The 22,173-nt window shown below is 64.8% G+C and carries 22 protein-coding genes; 11 read left to right on the forward strand and 11 right to left on the reverse strand.

Translation table 11 applies throughout. The features are described from left to right. The first annotated feature begins 252 nt into the window (after positions 1-252). On the forward strand, positions 253-1,272 hold the full coding sequence (locus tag GEU84_RS08455) for a TraB/GumN family protein (protein WP_174539529.1): 1,020 nt from the start codon (positions 253-255) through the stop codon (positions 1,270-1,272). Between the two features lie 8 nt (positions 1,273-1,280). Here the strand turns inward: GEU84_RS08455 and GEU84_RS08460 are convergent, their stop codons facing one another. Beyond that, positions 1,281-1,589, reverse strand: coding sequence for a hypothetical protein (locus tag GEU84_RS08460; protein WP_174539385.1), 309 nt, complete (start codon positions 1,587-1,589; stop codon positions 1,281-1,283). Positions 1,590-1,719: 130 nt separating this feature from the next. Between GEU84_RS08460 and GEU84_RS08465 the strand changes: the two genes are divergently transcribed. The 6 genes from GEU84_RS08465 (at position 1,720) to GEU84_RS08490 (ending at position 6,695) form a co-directional block, all read left to right on the forward strand. Beyond that, on the forward strand, positions 1,720-2,637 hold the full coding sequence (locus tag GEU84_RS08465) for a manganese-dependent inorganic pyrophosphatase (RefSeq protein ID WP_174539530.1): 918 nt from the start codon (positions 1,720-1,722) through the stop codon (positions 2,635-2,637). Positions 2,638-2,736: 99 nt separating this feature from the next. Beyond that, entirely contained in the window at positions 2,737-3,630 is an 894-nt protein-coding gene (locus GEU84_RS08470) for a TIGR01459 family HAD-type hydrolase (RefSeq protein WP_174539531.1), read from the forward strand. Positions 3,631-3,755: 125 nt separating this feature from the next. Continuing rightward, the gene (locus GEU84_RS08475; RefSeq protein ID WP_174539532.1) at positions 3,756-4,199 is read left to right on the forward strand and encodes a MaoC family dehydratase; all 444 of its coding nucleotides are present in this window, start codon (positions 3,756-3,758) and stop codon (positions 4,197-4,199) included. A gap of 27 nt (positions 4,200-4,226) precedes the next feature. Then, positions 4,227-5,150, forward strand: a complete 924-nt coding sequence (locus GEU84_RS08480) for a bifunctional riboflavin kinase/FAD synthetase (protein ID WP_174539533.1) — start codon at positions 4,227-4,229, stop codon at positions 5,148-5,150. Between the two features lie 61 nt (positions 5,151-5,211). Then, positions 5,212-5,670, forward strand: a complete 459-nt coding sequence (locus GEU84_RS08485) for a YcgN family cysteine cluster protein (protein ID WP_174539534.1) — start codon at positions 5,212-5,214, stop codon at positions 5,668-5,670. Next, on the forward strand, positions 5,670-6,695 hold the full coding sequence (locus GEU84_RS08490; protein WP_174539535.1) for a threonine aldolase family protein: 1,026 nt from the start codon (positions 5,670-5,672) through the stop codon (positions 6,693-6,695). Before GEU84_RS08485 ends, GEU84_RS08490 begins: the two co-directional genes overlap by 1 nt. 41 nt (positions 6,696-6,736) lie before the next feature. Here the strand turns inward: GEU84_RS08490 and GEU84_RS08495 are convergent, their stop codons facing one another. Both GEU84_RS08495 and GEU84_RS08500 read right to left on the reverse strand, forming a co-directional pair. Then, complete coding sequence (locus GEU84_RS08495) at positions 6,737-7,543, reverse strand: alpha/beta fold hydrolase (RefSeq protein ID WP_174539536.1); 807 nt, start codon at positions 7,541-7,543, stop codon at positions 6,737-6,739. Continuing rightward, a complete protein-coding gene (locus GEU84_RS08500) occupies positions 7,543-8,133 on the reverse strand; it encodes a 2-hydroxychromene-2-carboxylate isomerase (RefSeq protein WP_174539537.1) in 591 nt (196 codons plus the stop codon). The genes GEU84_RS08495 and GEU84_RS08500 overlap by 1 nt, the downstream gene beginning before the upstream one ends. Positions 8,134-8,251: 118 nt before the next feature. On the opposite strand from GEU84_RS08500, the gene GEU84_RS08505 reads away from it, so the two are divergent. Next, a complete protein-coding gene (locus GEU84_RS08505; RefSeq protein ID WP_174539538.1) occupies positions 8,252-9,271 on the forward strand; it encodes a ribose-phosphate pyrophosphokinase in 1,020 nt (339 codons plus the stop codon). Positions 9,272-9,280: 9 nt separating this feature from the next. On the opposite strand, the gene GEU84_RS08510 is transcribed toward GEU84_RS08505, so the two are convergent. From GEU84_RS08510 to GEU84_RS08540, 7 genes are all read right to left on the reverse strand, one after another. Continuing rightward, on the reverse strand, positions 9,281-9,631 hold the full coding sequence (locus GEU84_RS08510; RefSeq protein WP_174539539.1) for an H-type lectin domain-containing protein: 351 nt from the start codon (positions 9,629-9,631) through the stop codon (positions 9,281-9,283). Positions 9,632-9,750: 119 nt separating this feature from the next. Next, complete coding sequence (locus tag GEU84_RS08515; protein ID WP_174539540.1) at positions 9,751-10,149, reverse strand: F0F1 ATP synthase subunit epsilon; 399 nt, start codon at positions 10,147-10,149, stop codon at positions 9,751-9,753. Positions 10,150-10,158: 9 nt separating this feature from the next. Then, the gene (gene atpD / locus GEU84_RS08520) at positions 10,159-11,589 is read right to left on the reverse strand and encodes a F0F1 ATP synthase subunit beta (RefSeq protein WP_174539541.1); all 1,431 of its coding nucleotides are present in this window, start codon (positions 11,587-11,589) and stop codon (positions 10,159-10,161) included. An 18-nt stretch (positions 11,590-11,607) separates the two neighbouring features. Next, entirely contained in the window at positions 11,608-12,477 is an 870-nt protein-coding gene (locus GEU84_RS08525; RefSeq protein ID WP_174539542.1) for a F0F1 ATP synthase subunit gamma, read from the reverse strand. Positions 12,478-12,499: 22 nt separating this feature from the next. Beyond that, entirely contained in the window at positions 12,500-14,038 is a 1,539-nt protein-coding gene (gene atpA / locus GEU84_RS08530) for a F0F1 ATP synthase subunit alpha (RefSeq protein ID WP_174539543.1), read from the reverse strand. After that, positions 14,038-14,598, reverse strand: coding sequence for a F0F1 ATP synthase subunit delta (locus tag GEU84_RS08535; RefSeq protein ID WP_174539544.1), 561 nt, complete (start codon positions 14,596-14,598; stop codon positions 14,038-14,040). Before GEU84_RS08535 ends, atpA begins: the two co-directional genes overlap by 1 nt. A gap of 553 nt (positions 14,599-15,151) precedes the next feature. Beyond that, positions 15,152-15,898 carry a class I SAM-dependent methyltransferase gene (locus tag GEU84_RS08540; protein WP_174539545.1) on the reverse strand — a complete coding sequence of 249 codons (747 nt, stop codon included), beginning with the start codon at positions 15,896-15,898 and terminating at the stop codon, positions 15,152-15,154. 146 nt (positions 15,899-16,044) lie between these two features. On the opposite strand from GEU84_RS08540, the gene gloB reads away from it, so the two are divergent. From gloB to GEU84_RS08555, 3 genes are all read left to right on the forward strand, one after another. After that, entirely contained in the window at positions 16,045-16,812 is a 768-nt protein-coding gene (gloB, locus tag GEU84_RS08545) for a hydroxyacylglutathione hydrolase (RefSeq protein ID WP_174539546.1), read from the forward strand. Positions 16,813-16,981: 169 nt separating this feature from the next. Continuing rightward, positions 16,982-19,300 carry an ATP-dependent Clp protease ATP-binding subunit ClpA gene (gene clpA / locus GEU84_RS08550; RefSeq protein ID WP_174539547.1) on the forward strand — a complete coding sequence of 773 codons (2,319 nt, stop codon included), beginning with the start codon at positions 16,982-16,984 and terminating at the stop codon, positions 19,298-19,300. After that, a complete protein-coding gene (locus GEU84_RS08555) occupies positions 19,297-20,259 on the forward strand; it encodes a M23 family metallopeptidase (protein ID WP_174539548.1) in 963 nt (320 codons plus the stop codon). Before clpA ends, GEU84_RS08555 begins: the two co-directional genes overlap by 4 nt. A gap of 146 nt (positions 20,260-20,405) precedes the next feature. Here GEU84_RS08555 and GEU84_RS08560 read toward each other — a convergent pair whose 3' ends face one another. Then, entirely contained in the window at positions 20,406-22,172 is a 1,767-nt protein-coding gene (locus tag GEU84_RS08560; protein ID WP_174539549.1) for a peptidoglycan -binding protein, read from the reverse strand. Position 22,173: the final 1 nt, after the last annotated feature.

Below are 22,173 nucleotides of genomic sequence, written 5' to 3' on the forward strand. Positions count from 1 at the left end.
CTGAGAACACTCCCTAGGTTCCAGGTTGAATACCGTTGTCACTCACCCAAGGCGAGTGCCAACGCCGCACAGATAGGCAGTCGATGCGCACCTGTCAACGCATGCCGTCGCGAAAATTGCGCCGGGGGCTTGGCCGCAGGGCCCGCCCGTGCCACGGTGCGCCCAGATGTCGCGCAACGTTTCACAGCCAGTCCAAGGCCCCATCCAAAGCCCAGCCCAAAGCCCAGCCCAAGGCCCAACCAAAGGATAGTCATGCACCGTTTCGTCTCTGCTCTTTCTGCCCTTGCGGCGCTGCTGTTCCTGGCCCTGCCTGCCCATGCCGAGTGCAAGGGGGCCAACCTCATCGCCGCCCTGCCCCCGGCCGAACGCGCAGAACTGGATGCCGCAGTGGCCGCACAGCCCCATGCCAGCGGAAATTTCTGGCAAGCCACCCGCCGGACCGCCGCGGGCGAAGAGCGTATCTGGCTGATCGGCACCTATCACATGGATGATCCGCGCCATGCCGCCACAATGGCGGCGGTCGGCCCCATGCTGGCCCGCGCCAGGACCCTGCTGGTCGAGGCAGGCCCCGAGGAGCAGGCGGCGCTGAAGGCCGCACTGGCCAAAGACCCCGCGCTGATGTTCGTCTATGATGGCCCCACCCTGCCCGAACGCATGGCCGCCGCCGAATGGCAGGCCGTGACCGACGCCATGCGCACGCGCGGCGTGCCGCCGTTTCTGGCCGCAAAATTCCAGCCCTGGTATCTTTCCATGCTGCTGGGCATGCCCGCCTGCGCCATGGACAAGATGAAGGCCGCCAACGGGCTGGATGCGCAGTTGATCGCACAGGCCGCCGTGCAGGGACTGCCCGTCCGCGCCCTTGAACCCTACGACACGGTGTTCAGCCTGTTCGGCAGCCTGACGGCGGACCAGCAGCTTGGCATGATCCGCTCGGCCCTCGCGATGGAAAGCCAGGGGGCCGACTATGCGGTGACGCTGGCCGATGCCTATTTCGCCGGCGAATCACGGCAGATTTGGGAATTTCTGCGCCTTGCCAGCCACAAGCTGCCCGGCGCGACACCCGCCAAGGCCGAGGCGGAATTCGCCATGATGGAAGAGGCGATGATGATGGCGCGCAACCGCGCGTGGATTCCGGTGATCGAAGCTGCCGCAAAGGACGGCCCGGTTCTGGCGGCTTTTGGCGCGCTGCATCTGCCCGGCAAAGAGGGCGTGCTGGCGCTTCTGGAACGGCAGGGCTATGTGGTCGAAGCCCTGCCCCTGCCCTCACACTGACAAGGCGATCAGTAGCGCGGGTTGAAGCTTGCGGCGTCGATGCCCAGACGGCGCAGGTCGTCGGCGTCGGGCTGGCGGCGGTCTTCGATTGCGGCGGCGGTACGGTTGGCGGCGCCAAAGGTGTCGAAAATCGTGTAAAGCACCAATCCAATGCCTTGAAGCACGGCAATCAGCGGCGCGGCGGGTCTGGTGGCAGTGATCTGCATGATCGTCCTCGGGTTTTCTTTCTGGGATACCGCGTGATCCTGTCTGCGGTACTCCTTTAGAATGTGGACAAAACCGTCTCGCCGCAATGCAGAATACGGGATTTCTGCCATGCAGCAGACGCATGGCTCCGGCCCTCGCCAGCCTGCCGCCAAGCGTGACATTCGCCGCCCGCACCCCTATAAGGCGCGCAAAGACCCCTCCCGCGCCGCAGGGCGCACAAACAGCAAGACGGACAGACACATGATCAAGGTATTCGGCCACAAATCCCCCGACACCGACAGCACCGGCTCGCCTATCATCTGGGCCTGGTATCTGACCGAGGTGCAGGGCACCCCCGCCACCCCGGTGCTGCTGGGCGAGCCCAACACCGAAGCCGCATTTGTGCTGACGCATTGGGATCTGCCGAAACCCGAAATCATCAGCGACGTGACCGCCGAGGATACCGTGGTGATCGTCGATACCAACAACCCCGCCGAACTGCCCCCCTCGGTGAATGATGCCAAGATCATCGGCATCATCGACCATCACATGCTGGTCGGCGGCCTGAAGACCAAGTCCCCCATCGACATCACCATCCGCCCGCTGGCCTGCACCGCCACCATCATGCATGACCTGATGGGCGACGCGCTGGCCCGGGCCCCCCGCGCGATCAAGGGCGCGATGCTGTCGTGCATCCTGTCCGACACGCTGGAATTCCGCAGCCCCACCACCACGCCGCATGACCGTGCCGTGGCCGAGAAACTGGCCGCCGACCTGCGCGTGAACATCGCCGAACTGGCCGAGGCGCTGTTTGCCGCCAAATCCGATGTTTCCGCCTTCTCTGACGCGGCCCTGCTGCGGATGGACAGCAAGGAATACAACGTGGCGGGCAAGGAACTGCGCGTGTCGGTGCTGGAAACCACCTCGCCCAAGACCGTGCTCGACCGCAAGGACAGCCTGATGGCGTCGATGGTGGATGTGGCCAAGGAAGACGGCGCCGATCAGGTGCTGCTGTTCGTGGTCGACATCCTGCGCGAAGAGGCCACGCTGCTGGTGCCCAACGATCTGGTGAAACAGATGGCCGAGGCGTCCTTCGGCTGCACCGTCACCGGCGACACCGTGGTTCTGCCCGGCATCATGAGCCGGAAAAAGCAGATCATCCCGGCGCTGAAGCTCTGATCGCAAAGGGCCGGGTGGCAACGCCCGGCCTCATCTCGCGCTCTGCATCGCCTGTGCATGCACTGTGCATCGCAATCACACCTGCGCAAAGGCCGCCCCATGACCCGCATCATCCCCGCACTGGCCGAGGTGGCCCCGCAATACCGCGCCCTGTTCTGCGATCTCTGGGGGTGCCTGCACAATGGCCAAACCCCCTTCCCCGCCGCCGTCGCCGCTTTGCAGGCCTTCCGCGCACAGGGCGGCGTGGTGGTGCTTGTCACCAATGCCCCCCGCCCGAAACCCAGCGTTGTCAACCAGTTGGACCGCATGGGCGTGCCACGCGACTGCTATGACGAACTGGTAAGCTCTGGCGATGCCGCGCAATATGCGCTGCTGACAGGTGCCGTGGGGCGGCGCATCTATTTTCTGGGGCCGGAAAAAGACAACGCCTTCTTCACCGATTTCGCGGATGATCTGGCCGAAACCGTCGCGGCTGAGGAACCCATCGTGAAAGTCCCGCTGGCCGAGGCTGAGGGCATCGTTTGCACCGGCCTGTTCGACGACCTGACGGAAACACCCGATGACTACCGCGCCACCCTGCTTCTGGCCAAAACGAAAGGGCTGAAACTGCTCTGCGCCAACCCCGATATCGTGGTCGACATGGGCGACAAGCGCATATTCTGCGCCGGGGCCATCGCGCAGGCCTATGACCAGATGGGCGGGGAAAGCCTGTATTTCGGCAAGCCGCATCCGCCGGTCTACGATCTGGCCCGCCGCCGTCTGGCCGCCATCAACCCCGCCATCGGGGCCGATGAAGTTCTCTGCGTGGGCGACGGCATCCTGACCGACGTTCTGGGCGGTGTGAACGAAGGGCTGGATACGCTGTTTGTCACCGGCGGGCTGGCCGCTGACCAGTTCGGCGCGGATTCTGACAACCCCGACAAGGGTTTGCTGGAAAACTGGCTGAAGCGCCAGCAGTTGGAAACCACGTTTGCCATCGGTCATCTGCGCTAAGGGGCAGATCGCCACAGCAACAAAATTACACCACCGGCCACACTTTCGGCTGATTGTTACTCAACAAACTTGCGCCGCACTGCGGCATCGCCTATGCTTTCCCTGCAAAGCACAGGAACAGCCAGATGCTCGACAACATGCCCCGCGGCACGATCTGCATTGAAGACATCGAAATCGGCATGGTCCGTTTCCTGCGCAAACAGGTGACGGACCGTGACATCGCCCTGTTCGCCGAGGTGTCCACCGACCACAACCCGGTGCATCTGGATGATGATTATGCCCGCGACACGATCTTTCAGGGCCGCATCGCCCATGGCATGCTGACCGCAGGGCTGATTTCGGCGGTGATCGGCGAACAACTGCCCGGCCATGGCACTGTTTATCTTGGACAATCGCTGAAATTCATGGCCCCCGTGCGCCCAGGGGATACCGTCTATGCCGAGGTCAAGGTGACAGCCATCGACCATGCAAAACGCCGCGTGACCCTTGAAACCCATTGCGCCGTGGGACATACCATCGTGCTGAAAGGCGAGGCGCTGGTTCTGGCGCCAAGCCGCAAGTTCGACTGACGGCGGGGCACCCCGCCACGGGGGCCGATGCGGATTGTTCAAGACTGGCAAGGGCTTGCCCCTGCGGATCGCGGTGCATCCGTGGCCATGGGCAATTTTGACGGCGTGCATCTGGGCCACCGCGCGGTGATAGACTTGGCGCGCGGCCAGGGCCCCCTGGGCGTGGTCACGTTCGAGCCGCACCCGCGCGAGTATTTTGCCCCCGCCGCCCCGCCCTTTCGCCTGATGAACCCCGAGGCGCGGGCCAACCGGCTGGCCAAGCTGGGGGTGGAGCGTCTTTATCAGCTGCCGTTCAACGCCGCGCTTGCCGCACTGACGCCCGAAGGGTTTGCGCGCGACGTGCTGGCGGGTGGCCTTGGCGTGCGGCATGTGGTGGTGGGGGCCGATTTCTGCTTTGGCAAGGGTCGCAGCGGCACGGTGGCCGACCTGCAACGCCTTGGCAACGCTTGTGGTTTTGCCGTCACGGTGGCCGACATGGTGCAGGCCGAAGGCACCGGCATATCATCGACCGCGATCCGCACCGCGCTGACCGAGGGCCGCCCGCGCGACGCCGCCGCCATGCTGGGTCACTGGCACCGGATCGAGGGCGAGGTGATTCACGGCGAAAAGCGTGGCCGTGAACTGGGCTATCCCACCGCCAACATGGCGCTGACCGGGCTTCACCTGCCGCGTCTGGGTGTCTATGCGGTAAAGGTCGATGTGCTGACCGGCCCGCAGGCGGGCAGCTATGGCGGGGCGGCCAGCCTGGGCGTGCGCCCGATGTTTGGTGAAAATACCCCCAATCTTGAAACCTTTCTCTTTGATTTCACAGGTGATCTTTACGGCCAGCATCTGTCGGTGGCCCTGATCGACTATCTGCGCCCCGAGTTGAAGTTTGATGGCCTGCCCGGCCTGATCACCCAGATGGATGCCGATTGCGGCCAGGCCCGCACCATTCTTGCCGCGCTGTGACCAACGTGGCCCTGCAAGATCACGGCTTTCCTTTCCGCGCACCAGACCGCACTCTGCAAGCATGAAAGCCCCCAAGCTCCGCCCGAAATTCTGGGAACGTGTCGCCCTGAAAGACATGACCTCGCCGGAATGGGAGGCGCTGTGCGACGGCTGCGGCAAATGCTGTCTGAACAAGATCGAATATGAGGATACCGGCGAGGTGGCCTTTACCCGCGTGGCCTGCCGCCTGCTGGATGGCGAGTCATGCCGGTGTTCGCATTACGAAACCCGCCGCCAGTTCGTGCCCGATTGCGTGCAATTGTCGCCCAAGACATTGACCAAGATAGCATATTGGCTGCCCCAGACCTGCGCCTACCGCCGGATTTACGAGGGCAAGCCCCTGTATGCTTGGCACCCCCTGATTTCCGGCAACCCCGAATCCGTGCATGACGCCGGGGCATCCGTGCGCGGTTGGTCGGTGCCGGAGTTCGAGGTCGCCGAGGAAGACTGGGAAGATTACATCATCGAGGAAACACCCTGATGTTCTTTGCCTCTGACAATGCATCCCCCGTGCCGCCGCAGGTGATGGCCGCTTTGGCCGAGGCCAATCAAGGCTATGCCATGCCCTATGGCAACGACCCGATCATGGCCAGGGTGCGCGCCCGCATCCGCGCGATTTTCGAGGCGCCCGAGGCTGCGGTCTATCTGGTCGCCACTGGGACGGCGGCAAACTCCCTTTCTCTGGCAATAGCTTGCCCACCCTGGGGCGCGGTGTTCTGCCACCGGCAGGCGCATATCGAGGCCGACGAATGCGGCGCGCCGGAATTCTACACCGGCGGTGCCAAGCTGGTGCTGGTTGACGGGGCAGAGGGCCGCATGACACCCGGCGCGCTGGCCGCCGCCATTGCCCGCACTGGCGGGTCGGTGCATGGGGTGCAGCGCGGGGCCGTCAGCATCACCAATGCGACCGAGGCGGGCACCGTCTATGCCCCCGCTGCCGTGGCGGCCCTGACCGCCGCAGCGGGTGGCCTGCCCTGCCACATGGATGGCGCGCGGTTTGCCAATGCGCTGGTGGCTAGCGGGGCTACGCCTGCGGAGATGACCTGGCGGGCGGGCATCGACATCCTGTCATTCGGCGGCACCAAGAACGGCCTGCTGGGGGTCGAGGCCGTGGTGATCTTTGACCCCGCAAAGGCCTGGGAATTCGAGTTGCGGCGCAAGCGAGCGGGGCATCTGTTTTCCAAACACCGCTATCTTTCGGCGCAAATGCTGGCCTATCTGTCCGATGACCTGTGGCTGACACTGGCCCGCGATGCCAATGCCATGGCGCAGCGGATGGCGGCGGGGCTGGCTGCGGCAGGCGTCACTTGCGACCACCCGGTCGAGGCCAACATCCTGTTCCCCCGCCTGCCCCGCGCCGCGCATGACCGCCTGCACGCAGCGGGCGCGGCCTATTACCCCATGGAAGCCTTGACCGATGATCGCCCAGCCCTCGCCCGGCTGGTCTGTTCCTGGTCCACCACCGAGGCCGAAGTGGATGCGTTTCTGGCGCTGGTCAGTGGCTGAAGCACGGATCTGACGACGCCCCCGCGCAAAGTTATGCCGCGTCACGCGCACGCCAGATGCCCTGCAATCGCCTCTGCCACCTCAGCCGCATGGGTCACGGGCAGCATGTGCCCGGCCCCTGGCACCACGGCCCGCGTGACCATCGGCAAGCGCCGCGCCAACTCGTCCATGATGGCCGCGATCACCGGGGGCGAGGCCCCGCCCTCCAGCAGCAGCACCGGCAGGCCCAAGCCCTCTAGCCGCCAGGGGGCCAGCAGGCCCGCCGCATCGTCGTTCAGCACCGGGTTCTGCGCGGCCACCAGCCCGATGCGCCGCAGGATATAGTCGCGCTGCAGCGGGGTCATCGCCAGCCACGGCTGGCCATTGCCCCAGATGGTATGAAAGGCCATTGCCGCAGCCTCGCGGTCGCCCGCCCGCATCGCCGCCTCGAACGGCGCATGGCTGGCCTGATGGGCGGCATAGGCCGGGCCACCCGCCGCCCGAGCGGCACAGAACAGCACCGGCTCTATCAGGGTCAGGCTGCGCACCGCCTCGGGCCGTTCCAGCGCCAGCCGCAGCGCCACGGTGGCACCAAAGGAATGGCCGATCACATCCACCGGCCCTGCCCCCGCCAGTTCCAGCGCGATGCGCGTCGTCAGGTCATGCAGGTCTTGCTGCCCGACCCAGGCACCGCTGCGGCCATGGCCCGGCAAGTCGGGCGCGATCAGCGACAGCCCCGGCAGACCCGCCGCCACCCCGGCCCATTCGCCCGAATGCGCAAGGCTGCAATGCAGCGCCAGCCCCTGCCGCGCGCCGCTGCCATAGACCCGCCAATGGGTCGGATGGCCGAAAACCTCTGCCTGCGGCATCAGAGGGTGGCCAGATGCCGGTCCAGATCCTCCAGCCGGTCCTGCCCCCAGAACATCTCATCCCCCACGATGTAGAAGGGCACGCCGAAGACACCCCTCGCCACCGCCTCTTCCAGGTTCGCGGCATAGGTCTCGGCTGCCGCCAGCATGTGCCGGTCGGCAATCGCGGGGTCAAAGCCATGGGCGGCCAGCACATCCTTGACCACCTCATCCTCGGCGATGTTGCGGTCCTCGGCCCACAGCGCGCGGCCAAAGCCATGCACCAGCCCGGCCACATCACCCCCCACCCGCGCCGCCGCGATCACGGCATAGCAGGACGGTGCCGGGTTCACCGGGAAATGCGCGGGCTTCAGGTTCAGCGGCAACCCGGCATTCGCGGCCTGCCGGCGCAGTTCCTGCAAGCGGTAAGCCTTGCGGCTGTCATGCCGTTCGGCCAGCACCTGCCCGCCGGTACGCGGAAACAGCGCGGGCGCATCCAGCGGCTTCCATGCCACCGTGGCCCCCTGCCCCGCCACAATCGCCGCAAAACGCGGCCCGCCCAGATAGACAAAGGGCGAGATCGTGGTGAAAAAATATTCGATATGAGCCATTTGGCCAAAGCCCCCCTGCCTGCGGTTTGCAAGACCCTAGCCGGGTGATATGCGGTGTCAACGTCACGATTCCGTCACTCGTGCCCCCGTTGCAAGGCCCACTGCAAGGAACATCCCCATGCCCGCCATGACCGAGCCGAAGCTGATTTCCGGCAACTCCAACCTCACCCTGGCCAAGGCCATTGCGCGGCGCATGTCAGTGCATCGCGGCATGGCGGTTAGCCTGGTGGATGCCCGGGTTGAACGCTTCAACGATCAGGAGATTTTCGTCGAGGTGTATGAGAATGTGCGGGGGGAAGACATGTATATCATCCAGCCCACTTCGAACCCGGCCAATGACAACCTGATGGAGCTGTTGATCATCGCCGATGCGCTGCGCCGGTCATCGGCCGACCGCATCACCGCCGTGATCCCCTATTTCGGTTACGCCCGCCAGGATCGCCGCGCCAAGGCCCGCACACCGATTTCGGCGAAACTGGTGGCCAACCTGATTGTCGAGGCGGGCATCGACCGGGTTCTGACGCTGGATCTGCATGCCGCGCAGATTCAGGGGTTTTTCGACATTCCGGTGGACAACCTCTATTCCGCGCCGGTGTTTGCGCTGGATATCGAGCATCACTTCAAGAACCAGCTGGAAGATGTGATGGTGGTATCGCCAGATGTGGGCGGCGTTGCCCGCGCGCGCGAGATTGCCAAACGCATCAACGTGCCGCTGTCGATCGTGGACAAACGCCGCGAAAAGGCGGGTGAAGTGGCGGAAATGACGGTGATCGGCAATGTGGCGGGCAAGAAATGCATCATCGTCGATGACATCTGCGATACCGCCGGGACACTCTGCAAGGCCGCCGAAGTGCTGATGCAGAACGGCGCGACCGAAGTGCACAGCTATATCACCCATGGCGTGCTGTCAGGGCCAGCGGTAGAGCGTGTGACGAATTCAGTGATGAAATCGCTGGTGATCACCGATTCCATCGAACCGACCGCCGCCGTGCGCGCCGCGCCCAACATCCGCATCGTGCCGACCGCGCCGATGTTCGCCCAGGCGATCCTGAACACGTGGAACGGCACATCGGTATCGTCGCTGTTCGAGACGGATACATTGGTGCCGATCTATGAGGGGATGTATCAGCGGGGGTAAGGCCCCCGGTCAACCCACATCCCATTCATCCTCATCCACCAGCGCGCCCAGCGCCGTCCAGTCGGCGCGGATGCGGGCGACGCGCGTGTCGCCCCAGGTGCGGAACACCAGATCGAACCCCGCCGCCGTCACATTCTCGGCGGCGATGTCGGCGCGGCTGTTGGTTTTCTTGTCCAGATCCCACATCGAGATGCCGACCATCACCACCGGCAGTTCGCGGAATGCCGTATCAAAGCGGATGCCATGGCGGCTTTCGCGCGGGCCGTTCCCGGCCCACATCACGCCGTCATCGGCAAAATCGGAAAACATCACGCGCGACCCCTGCGCGATTCCAATGCTGTTTCGGGAAATACGTTTCATGCTGTGCCTGCTGCTTTCGCATCAACCTACGGCAGAACCGGGCAAAAGTTGGCCCATGAAATGGCAAAAGGCCCCCGGCGTTGCACGGGGGCCTCAACTGTGACGCGAAAGGCGCAGGGTCAGTGCCCGGCGGCCACGCGCATCGCCAGCATGTCATTCACCAGCTTTTCAGCCTGATCGCGGTCATCGGCGGGGGCTGCGGCGGCCAGGGCACGCGCCTCGGCCACCAGATCGTCAAACACCGCGCCGGTGGCTTCTTCCACCGGGATGGCGCGTTCGGCCAGAACCGACACGCCGGTTGCGGTGATCTCGGCAAAGCCGCCGGTCACGGCAAATGCCTTGGTTCCCGCCGCACTCACCGCCCGCAGGATGCCGGGGCGCAGGGTGGTGATGGTGGGCGAATGCCCCTCCATCGCCGTCATGTCGCCATCGGCCCCCGGGATCTGCACCTCGGTCGCGGCGAGCGAGGCCAGCCTGCGCTCGGGCGACACGAGGTCGAATTGAAGGGTGCCTGCCATGATGCCCCCTTAGGCCGCAGCCGCTGCAAGGCGCTGTGCCTTGGCGATCACGTCATCAATGCCGCCGACCATGTAGAAGGCCGCCTCGGGCAGGTGGTCGTATTCACCGGCCACCACCGCCTTGAACGACGAGATCGTCACATCCAGCGGCACCTGCACACCGTCCGAGCCGGTGAACACTTTCGCCACGTCAAACGGCTGCGACAGGAAACGCTGGATCTTCCGGGCGCGGGCCACGGTCAGCTTGTCCTCTTCGCTCAGTTCGTCCATCCCCAGAATGGCGATGATGTCCTGCAACGATTTGTAGCGTTGCAGAATGCCCTGCACCGAACGGGCCACCAGATAATGCTCTTCGCCCAGAACCAGCGGGTCCATCAGGCGCGAGGTGGAGTCGAGCGGGTCAACGGCCGGGTAGATGCCCAGTTCCGAAATCGCACGGCTGAGGTTGGTCGTAGCGTCGAGGTGTGCGAAGGACGTGGCCGGCGCGGGGTCGGTCAAGTCATCGGCGGGCACATAGATCGCCTGCACGGACGTGATCGAGCCAGCCTTGGTCGAGGTGATGCGTTCCTGCAAGGCACCCATGTCGGTCGCCAGCGTCGGCTGATAGCCCACGGCCGAGGGGATACGGCCCAGCAGAGCCGACACTTCCGAACCGGCCTGGGTAAAGCGGAAGATGTTGTCCACGAAGAACAGAACGTCCGTGCCCGACTGGTCGCGGAACTGTTCGGCCAGCGTAAGGCCGGTCAGCGCCACGCGCATGCGCGCGCCCGGCGGTTCGTTCATCTGGCCATAGACAAGGGCCACTTTGGACTCCGACAGGTTATCCACCTTGATAACGCCCGATTCCATCATCTCGTGGTAAAGGTCGTTGCCCTCACGGGTCCGTTCACCCACACCGGCGAACACGGAGTAGCCCGAGTGCACCTTGGCGATGTTGTTGATCAGTTCCATGATCAGAACGGTCTTGCCCACACCGGCGCCGCCGAACAGGCCGATCTTGCCACCCTTGGAGTAAGGCGCCAGCAGGTCGATCACCTTGATCCCGGTCACGAGGATTTCCGAAGAGGTGGCCTGATCGGCAAAGGAGGGCGCAGGCTGGTGGATCGCGCGGTGTTCGGTCGCCTCGACCGGGCCCTTTTCGTCAATCGGCTCGCCGATCACGTTGAGGATGCGCCCCAGCGTGGCATCGCCCACCGGCACGGAAATGGGTGCGCCGGTATCCGACACGGGCTCGCCCCGCACCAGGCCCTCGGTTGCGTCCATGGCGATGGTCCGCACGGTATTCTCGCCAAGATGCTGGGCCACTTCCATGACCAGTCTCTTGCCGTTGTTGTGGGTGATCAATGCGTTGAGAATGGCCGGAAGCTCACCCTCGAACTGCACGTCCACCACGGCGCCAATCACCTGAGTGATTTTGCCCATTGCTGTCGCGTCTGCCATGTCAATTCTCCGTGCGGGTCAGAGCGCCTCGGCGCCCGAGATGATTTCGATGAGTTCCTTGGTGATCGCGGCCTGACGCGAGCGGTTGTACTGGATGGTCAGGCGGTTGATCATGTCGCCCGCGTTGCGCGTGGCGTTGTCCATCGCACTCATCCGCGCGCCCTGTTCGGATGCGCCATTTTCCAGCAAGGCCGTGAACACCTGCGTCGCCACGTTGCGCGGCAGAAGGTCGGCCAGAATGGCCTCTTCCGACGGCTCGTAATCATACAGCGCCGATACAGCCGGAGCGGCATCGAACTGCGCGGGAATGATCTGCTGCGCGGTGGGAATCTGGCTGATCACCGATTGGAACCGGTTGAAGAACAGCGTCGCCACGTCAAATTCGCCCGCATCGAACCGCGCCAGAATGTCGCGCGCAATGCCCTGCGCAGAGGCATAGCCCATGCGCTTGACAGCCGACAGATCGACATGGCCCACGAAATGCGCCGAAAGATCGCGCTTCAGCTGCTCGCGGCCCTTCTTGCCGACGGTGAGTATCTTCACCGTCTTGCCTTCGGCCAGCAGACGCTGGGCCTGCGCCCGCGCCAGACGCACGATGCTGGAGTTGAAGCCACCGCACAGGCCGCGTTCCGACGTCATCACAACCAGCAGATGCACGCGGTCAGCCCCCGTGCCTGCCAGAAGGCGCGGCGCGCCTTCCGACCCGGCCACGGCCCCCGCCAGCCCGGCCATCACGGCATTCATCCGTTCGGCATAGGGGCGGGCGGCTTCGGCAGCTTCTTGTGCGCGGCGCAGCTTGGCCGCAGCGACCATCTGCATCGCCTTGGTGATCTTCCGCGTGTTCTTGACGCTGGCGATCCGGTTTTTCAGATCCTTAAGGCTGGGCATCTGTTATCTCCCTGCCCCGCCCTCAGGCGAAGTCTTTGGCAAAAGCGTCCAGCGCAGCGCGGATCTTGGTTTCCAGCTCGCCCTTGACCTTGCGGTCGTTCAGCGTGATGTCGGCCAGCAGATCCTTGGCATTGGTGCGCAGGTGTTTCAGCAGACCGGCTTCATACCGGCTGACATCTTTCACCGGAACCTTGTCGAGATAGCCCTTGGTGCCCGCGAAGATCACGCAGACGATCTCTGCGTTGGTCAGCGGGGCATATTGCGGCTGTTTCATCAACTCGGTCAGGCGCGCGCCACGGTTCAAGAGCTGCTGCGTCGAGGCATCAAGATCGGACCCGAACTGCGCAAAGGCCGCCATCTCGCGGTATTGCGCCAGTTCCAGCTTCACCGGGCCAGCCACCGATTTCATCGCATCGGTCTGCGCAGACGAACCCACGCGCGACACGGACAGACCGGTGTTCACAGCCGGGCGGATACCCTGGTAGAACAGTTCGGTTTCCAGGAAGATCTGGCCGTCGGTGATCGAGATCACGTTGGTCGGAACGAAGGCCGAAAGGTCGCCGCCCTGGGTTTCGATGATCGGCAAAGCGGTCAGCGAGCCCGAGCCATGGTCAGCGTTCAGCTTCGCCGAACGTTCCAGCAGGCGTGAGTGGAGGTAGAACACGTCGCCCGGATAGGCTTCGCGCCCCGGCGGACGGCGCAGCAGCAGCGACATCTGGCGGTAGGCGACGGCCTGTTTCGACAGGTCATCATAGATGATCAGCGCGTGGCGGCCGTTGTCGCGGAAGAACTCTGCCATCGCGGTGGCCGAATAGGGGGCCAGGAACTGCATCGGCGCCGGGTCGGATGCGGTGGCGGCCACCACGATGGTGTAGGCAATCGCACCGGTCTCTTCCAGCTTCTTCACCAGCTGGGCCACGGTCGAGCGTTTCTGCCCGATGGCCACATAGATGCAATACAGCTTCTTGCCTTCGTCGTCGCCAGCGGCCTCGTTATAGACCTTCTGGTTCAGGATCGTGTCCAGCGCGATGGCGGTCTTGCCGGTCTGGCGGTCGCCGATGATCAGTTCGCGCTGGCCACGGCCAACCGGGATCATGGCGTCAACCGATTTCAGGCCAGTGGCCATCGGCTCATGCACCGACTGGCGCGGGATGATGCCGGGCGCCTTCACGTCGGCCACGCGGCGCTCCGAGAACATGATCGGGCCCTTGCCGTCGATCGGGTTGCCCAGACCGTCCACGACGCGGCCCAACAGGCCGTTGCCGCAAGGCACGTCCACGATGGATTTGGTGCGCTTGACGGTATCGCCTTCCTTGATCGAACGGTCGTCGCCGAAGATCACGACGCCCACGTTGTCAACTTCAAGGTTCAGCGCCATCCCACGGATGCCGCCGGGGAATTCCACCATCTCGCCGGCCTGCACATTGTCCAGCCCGTGGACGCGCGCAATGCCGTCCCCGACCGACAGCACATGACCCACTTCGGCAACTTCGGCATCCTGGCCGAAGTTCTTGATCTGCTCCTTGAGGATCGCAGAGATCTCAGCAGCCTGGATTCCCATCACCCAACCTCTTTCATTGCATTCTGGAGTGCCGCGAGCTTTGCCTTGACCGAGGTGTCGATCATGGTGGAGCCCAGCTTTACGACAAGACCACCGATGAGGGATTCATCGACGGCGGTTTTCAGTTTCACATCCTTGCCCACGCGCGCCTTCAGGGTCGCGGCCAGCTTGCCTGCCTGATCCGGGCTCAGCGGGGTGGCCGAAGTCACTTCGGCCGTCATCTCGCCCTTTGCGGCGGCGATGCGGGCGCGGATATTGGCGATCATCTGCGGCACCACGAACAGGCGGCGCTTTTGCGCCATCAGCGTCAGGGTGTTGGCGGTCAGGGCCGACAGGCCCATCTGTGCTGCAATCGCCGAAATCGCCCGGGCCTGATCGTCGCGGCTGTAGATCGGCGAGGCCAGAAGGCCCTTCAGATCGGCGCTGCCGGTGATCGCCGCATCGAGCGCGTCGATGTCGGATTCCAATGCGGCGAGCGAGTTGGCGTCATTCGCCAGTTCGAAGACGGCGGTGGCATAACGCGCGGCAATGCCAGAGGAAATCGAGGCTGGTTCGGACACGTCAACCCTTTCGATGTCAGGCCCCGGTCCATCAGCGCAGGACAGAGGCATTTCGTGGCGCATACGAGGCATATGCGTCTCAAATTCGTGGCGGGTGTAGCAGAGGTGTTCCTACCTCGCAACCGGGAAGGTCACAGGGAATTGAGGCCCCGACGCAATAAACAACCCCACAGGCCAGAGCCGGTGCGGCACAAGGCCGCGCCCTGCCCCGCAGCCACGAAACCAAGTGCCACGTGCGGGAATCAGCAGCTGCCGGTTGGCTGTTTCAGTGGCAACAGCAGCCCCGGCCCAAGCCACACCTGACGGGCCAGCGAGGTGAAAGCCGTTGGGCAGGGGCTGTTCTTTCGGTTGGGGCTTCTTGGCACCGGCCGGGCCTTGCCGTTCGTCTGGCGCAGCTGCCGGGTCTTGCGGTGCCCCGGGGCAGATTTGCGGTCACATCCTGCCAGACCATCCGCCATGACGCAATCAAAGGTAACAACCACTGCGCCCCGCCTTGGCGGATGGGCAGAGTTTGGCCGCAGCCATCCCGGCCAGCGCCCGTCGACAGACCGCATCAGCCCGGTTCGGCCACCGGTTGACGCACGCCTTCCAGCACGCGCAACGGGCGGCGGACCACGGCACCCAGCCCCCCGCGCGTGGGGGCATAGACCTGTTTCGTCGCCTCGACCATCAGCACACCGCCCGCCCGCCACGGCATGAAGCGCCGCCCCGAGGTTTCCCAGAAATCCGCGGTCTTCAGCCAGAACCGCTGATGCGCGGGCGGCACATACAGCGCGGCGGCGGAACGTTCAGGGGTAAAGGAATGGCGTTTCAGTTGCGATTCAAGCTGCGCCAGCGAATAGGGGCGGCCAAAGCCAAAAGGCGTGCCGTCGCGCCGCGCCCACAAACCGGAACGGTTGGGCACGATGAACAGCGCCTTGCCCCCCGGCCCCAGCACACGGAACGCCTCGTCGATCACCGCGCCCGCGTGGTCCGACGTTTCCAGCCCGTGCATCAGCACCAGCTTGTCCACCATGCCGGTGGACAAGGGCCAATGGGTTTCCTCGCACAGCACCGACACGTTTTCCATGCCCGCAGGCCAGGGCATCACCCCCTGCTGACCGGGCATCAGCCCCACCACGCGCCGCGCCCCGGCCAGATAGGGCCGCAGCAAGGGCACGGCGAAACCAAAGCCCACGACCGTCTGCCCCTTGGCCTCGGGCCACCAAGCCAGCATCTGATTGCGCACGGCGCGCTGCGCCACCCGGCCCAGCGGCGTGCGGTAATAGAAATTGCGCAGGTCGAGAACGTCCAGATGCATGCAGGTCTCGGGCAGGTCTCGGCTGGGCCGCCTTGCGGCGGCGGTGAACAGGGGCTGTGCGGGCGCTGTGCGGTGCGGGGCCTTGTGCCGACCCCGGATAGGCGCAACACTTGCACCGAACATAGCCGTCGGACAGGGGAAAAACCATGCCGCTTGAACTGATCACCCTGCCCTGCCTGACCGACAACTACGCCTACCTGCTGCATGACGCGGCCAGCGGGGACACGGCGCTGGTCGATGCCCCCGAGGCGGCACCCGTATTGGCGGCGTTGCAGGCGCGCGGCTGGCACCTGACCGACATCCTGCTGACGCATCACCACGGCGATCACATCGACGGCGTGGCGGCACTGGTGGCCGCCACCGGCGCGCGGGTGACGGGGGCTGCCGCCGATGCCCACCGCCTGCCCCCGCTGGACCGTGCCGTGGCCGAAGGCGACAGCTTCACCCTTGGCGGTGAGGCGGTGCATGTGCTGGACGTGTCGGGCCACACCATCGGGCACATCGCCTTTCACCTGCCTGGCGCGGGCCTGGTCTTTACCGCTGACAGTCTGATGGCCATGGGCTGTGGCCGCCTGTTCGAGGGCGCACCCGCGCTGATGTGGCAAAGCCTGTCAAAGCTGGCCGCGCTGCCGCCGGAAACGCTGGTCTGTTCTGGCCATGAATATACGGCCAGCAACCTGCGCTTTGCTTTGTCCCTTGAACCCGCGCACCCCGCGCTTATCTTGCGCGGTGACAAGATCAGCGCCGCACGGGCCAAAGGCCAGCCGACCGTGCCGTCGCGCCTGTCGGATGAGCTGGCCACCAACCCCTTTTTGCGCGCGCGCGATCCCGCCCTCAAGGCGGCCATCGGCATGGCGGGCGCGCCCGACGCGGCGGTCTTTGCCGAACTCCGCGCCCGGAAGGACAAATTCTGACCCGCTGCCCGCCGAACGATCACAATTTGCATCGTTGATCACGGAAACAGCAAATCGACGGAAATAACACTTGAAGCGCGGCAAATAAAACCGAACTTTAACCTCATGAGGCAAAGGTCAAGATGGGCCCAATGGCCCCTCCGGCCCGCAGGACAGGAGCACCACGAACGTGCCATCTTTTTCCACAACACTCGAGCAAGCCATCCATGGCGCCCTTGCGCTTGCGAATGCCCGCCGCCACGAACTCGCCACGCTGGAACATCTGCTTCTGGCGCTGCTGGATGAACCCGACGCCGCCCGCGTGATGAAGGCCTGCTCGGTCGATCTGGACGAGCTGCGCAAGACGCTGGTGGATTTCATCGACGACGACCTGTCCACGCTTGTGACCACGGTCGAGGGGTCCGAGGCTGTGCCGACCGCCGCCTTCCAGCGCGTTATCCAGCGTGCGGCGATCCATGTGCAAAGTTCGGGGCGCACCGAGGTGACGGGCGCCAATGTGCTGGTCGCCATCTTCGCCGAACGCGAATCGAACGCCGCCTATTTCCTGCAGGAACAGGACATGACCCGCTATGACGCGGTGAATTTCATCGCGCATGGCGTGGCGAAAGACCCCAGCTATGGCGAGCCCCGGCCCGTGACCGGCGCAGAAGAACCGCATGAAACGCCAAAGGCCGAGGCGGGCGACCAAAAGGAATCCGCCCTGTCGAAATACTGCGTCGATCTGAACGTCAAGGCGCGCAAGGGCGACGTTGACCCGCTGATCGGCCGCGAGGCCGAGGTGGAACGCTGCATCCAGGTGCTGTGCCGCCGCCGCAAGAACAACCCGCTGCTGGTGGGCGACCCCGGCGTGGGCAAGACGGCAATTGCCGAAGGTCTGGCGTGGAAGATCATCAATTCGGAAACGCCCGAGATTCTGGCCCATGCCACCATCTTCAGCCTTGATATGGGCGCGTTGCTGGCTGGCACGCGGTATCGTGGTGATTTCGAGGAACGGCTGAAAGCCGTGGTGAAAGAGATGGAGGATCACCCCGACGCGATCCTGTTCATCGACGAAATCCATACCGTCATCGGTGCCGGTGCCACCTCGGGCGGGGCGATGGATGCATCGAACCTGCTCAAGCCCGCGCTTCAGGGCGGCAAGCTGCGCTGCATGGGTTCGACCACCTACAAGGAGTTCCGCCAGCATTTCGAAAAGGACCGCGCCCTTTCCCGCCGGTTCCAGAAAATCGACGTGAATGAACCCTCGGTGCCCGATGCCATCAAGATCCTGATGGGCCTGAAGCCGCATTTCGAGGAACACCACGACCTGCGCTATACCGCCGACGCCATCAAATCGGCGGTGGAACTGGCGGCGCGCTACATCAATGACCGCAAACTGCCCGACTCGGCGATTGATGTGATCGACGAGGCCGGGGCAGCGCAGCATCTGGTCACGGAATCCAAACGCCGCAAGACCATCGGCATCAAAGAGATCGAGGCCGTGGTGGCCAAGATTGCCCGCATCCCCCCGAAATCGGTGTCAAAGGATGATGCCGAGGTGCTGCGCGATCTGGAAAAGACGCTGAAACGCGTGGTTTTCGGGCAGGACAATGCCATTGTCGCCCTGTCATCGGCCATCAAACTGGCCCGCGCGGGCCTGCGCGAACCGGAAAAACCCATCGGCAACTATCTGTTCGCCGGACCGACAGGTGTGGGGAAAACCGAGGTGGCCAAGCAACTGGCCTCGATCCTTGGCGTGGAACTGCTGCGTTTCGACATGTCGGAATACATGGAGAAACACGCCGTTTCCCGCCTGATCGGTGCCCCGCCCGGCTATGTCGGCTTTGACCAGGGCGGCATGCTGACCGATGGCGTGGACCAGCATCCGCATTGCGTGCTGCTGCTGGACGAGATGGAAAAGGCGCACCCGGATGTCTACAACATCCTGTTGCAGGTGATGGACCACGGCAAGCTGACCGACCACAACGGCCGGTCAGTGGATTTCCGCAACGTGATCCTGATCATGACGTCGAACGCCGGCGCGTCGGAAATGTCGAAATCGGCCATCGGCTTCGGCCGTGACCGCCGCACGGGCGAAGATACGGCGGCGATCGAGCGGACGTTCACGCCTGAATTCCGCAACCGTCTGGATGCCGTGATCTCCTTTGCCCCGCTGGGCAAGGAAATCATCCTGCAAGTTGTTGAAAAGTTTGTGCTTCAGCTTGAAGCGCAGCTGATGGACCGCAACGTTCACATCGAGTTGTCGGATGAGGCTGCGATCTGGCTGGGCGACAAGGGCTATGACGACAAGATGGGCGCGCGTCCGCTGGGCCGGGTGATCCAGGAACATATCAAGAAGCCGCTGGCCGAGGAACTGCTTTTCGGCAAGCTGGTCAAAGGTGGCGTTGTGCGTGTGGCGGTCAAGGATGACGCCATCGTGCTGAACATCGAAGAGCCGCAGAAGCCGCGGCTGACCGGGCAGAAACCGCCGTTGCTGACGGCGGAATGATCCGGCCTCTGGCCCTGACCTTCGCCCTCGCAGCCACGGCTGCGGGGGCTTTTGATTTGCAAATGCCGCTGGATTGCACCCTGGGCGACACCTGCTTCATCCAGCAGTATGTGGACCGCGACCCTTCGCCCGGCGTCACTGATTTCACCTGCGGCCCGCTGGCCTATGACGGACATGAGGGCACCGATTTCGCCTTGCCCTCGCTCGCCGCCATGCAGACGGGCGTGGCGGTGCGCGCCGCCGCCCCCGGCGTGGTGAAGGGCGGGCGCGATGGCATGCCCGACATCGCGGTGAACACCCCCGGCGCCCCCCCGCTGGAAGGCCGCGATTGCGGTAACGGCGTGCTGATTGAACATGATGGCGGCTGGCAAACGCAGTATTGCCATATGAAACAAGGCTCTGTCGCCGTGCGTGCCGGTGATGTCGTGGCGGCTGGTGCGGTGCTGGGGCAGGTGGGCCTGTCAGGCAACACCGAATTTCCGCATCTGCACCTGACCCTGCGCCGTGATGGCCGCACCATCGACCCTTTCGACCCGGATGAGGTGCTGACCTGCGGCGCGCCGCCTGCGCCCGCCCTCTGGGCCACACCCCTGCCTTATCAGCCGGGCGGGCTGATCGCCCTTGGCTTTGCCACCGAAGTGCCCGCCTTTGACGCGCTGAAGGCGGGCCTTGCCAGCCCCGCCACGCTGCCTGCCGATGCGCCCGCGCTGGTGCTGTGGGCCTATGCCTTTGGCAGCCGCGCGGGCGATGCACTGGTGCTGGCCATCACCGGCCCCGCCGGTCAGATCATCAACGAATCCATGGCGCTGGACCGCACACAGGCACAGCTTTTCCGCGCCGCTGGCCTGCGCCTTCCCCCGGCGGGCTGGCCCGCAGGCAGCTACAGCGGCACGGCGACGCTGGTGCGTGGCAATGAAACCATCGACACGGGCACCATCACCCTGATCGTCGGCAACTGACCTGAGAGTCCAAGCCTGTCTTTCCAGACCAAAGTATCCCGGGGTGATGCGCGGCTGGAAACCCGCTGGAGGAGGGTTTCAGCAAAGAACGCCTTGCCCACGGCAAGGCTGGGGGGGGGGCAGCGCCCCGGGGCCGGAAACCGGCGCTACCGTTCCGTCAGCTTCAACTCGATCCGCCGGTTCTGCGCGCGGGAGGCGGCGCTGTCGCCCTCCGCCACCGGTTGCCATTCGCCAAAGCCGGTGGCCGCCATCCGCCCCGGCGGAAAGCCAAGCTGATCCTGCATGTAACGCACCACCGACAGCGCGCGGGCCTGGCTCAACTCCCAATTGTCGGCGAATGCGCCAAGGCCCGACAGTGGCACATTGTCGGTATGGCCATCCACCCGGATGATCCAGTCGATGCCCGGCGGAATCTGCTGCGCCACCTCGTTCAGCGTGTCCACCACCCCGGCGATCTGGCGCTGGCCTTCGGGGGCGAGATCGGCAGAACCCTGATTGAACAGCACCTCGGACGAGAACACGAAACGATCGCCCACGATGCGCACGCCCTCGCGCCCCGCCAGAACCGCGCGCAACTGGCCGAAGAATTCGGAACGGAAGCGTTCCAGGTTCACCGCCTCGGCCTCCAGCCGCTTGCGTTCGGCCTCTTCCAACTCGGCGCGGCGGCGCTGTTCGGCGGCCACCTGTGCCAAAGCCGAGTTCAACTGGCTGCCCAGACTTTCCAGTTGCACCTGCGCCGCCTGATCCTCGGCGCGCGAGGCATCCAGAATGCCCTGCAACGACCCGAGTTGCGCCTGTAGTGCCGCGATCTGTTCGTTCAGCAGCGCCACCCGCCGCTGGCTTTCCAGCGACCGTTCCTGTTCCGCCGTCAGTGCCTGTTCGGCGGCGGCCAGCAGGGCTGCACGTTCGTCAGTGCTGCTGGCGGCGCGGGCGGCATCGGTCTGGGCGGCGGCCAGCAGGGTAAGGGTTTCCTCGGCCCGCTTGCGCTGCTCTTCCAGTGCCAGTGTCATGGCGGTCAGTTCGGCATCCGATTCCGCCAGCCGTTGCCGCAGCGCCTCGGCCGCCGCCTGATCGGCCAGCCGGGCGGCCTCGGCCTCGGTCAGCGTGGCATCCACACCCGCCAGACGTTCACGCAGCGCCTCGGCAGCGGCGAGTTCGGCCAGCCGCGCGCGTTCGGCCTCGGACAGGTCGGCCTGCAACGCCTCGACCTGTGCGGTCAGCCCGGCGGTGCGTTCATCCACGCTTTCCAGACGCGCCAGCGCATCAACCAAGGATGCCTGCCCTTCGGCCTCGCGCCGCCTGAGGTCGGCTATCAGCACATCCAGCGCCTCGCGCCGCGCGGCGGCAAGGCGGGCGGCCTCGGCCTGCGCATCCACCTCGGTGCGGGCGCGGGCCAACGCCAGTTGCAGCGCCTCTTGCTCTGTCACCAACCGGGCCTGCGCGGCCTCCAGTTCCGCCACGCTGGCAGTCAACGCCGTGGCCTGCCCCCGCGCCGCATCGCGTTCGGCCAGCAGGCTGGCCACCTGCGCCTCGAAACTGGTGATGCGGGCGCTGGCGGCGGCAAGTTCGCCGTCGCGCGCGGTCAATTGCCCGGACAGCGTGGCGATCAGGCTGGCCTGCGCCTCGCCCGCCGCCTGCGCCGCCGACAGGTCAGACCCCAGACGCCCTACCTCTTGCTGAAGCTCCTCGGCGCGCTGGCGCTCCAGCCCCAGCGCATCGGCCAGGCTGGCGACCTGTTCGGTCAGGCTGTCCAACTCACCGTCCTGCGTGGTGATCGTTTCGCGCAACACCGATTGCACCACCATGAAGATGGTCAGCACGAACATCAGCACCAGCAGTAGTGCCGTCATCGCATCGACAAAGCCGGGCCAGATGTTCGATTCGCGGCGACCGTTGCGGCGTGACAGGGCCATG

It is taken from the genome of Fertoeibacter niger (genome assembly GCF_009380135.2).
Lineage (GTDB): Bacteria > Pseudomonadota > Alphaproteobacteria > Rhodobacterales > Rhodobacteraceae > Fertoeibacter > Fertoeibacter niger.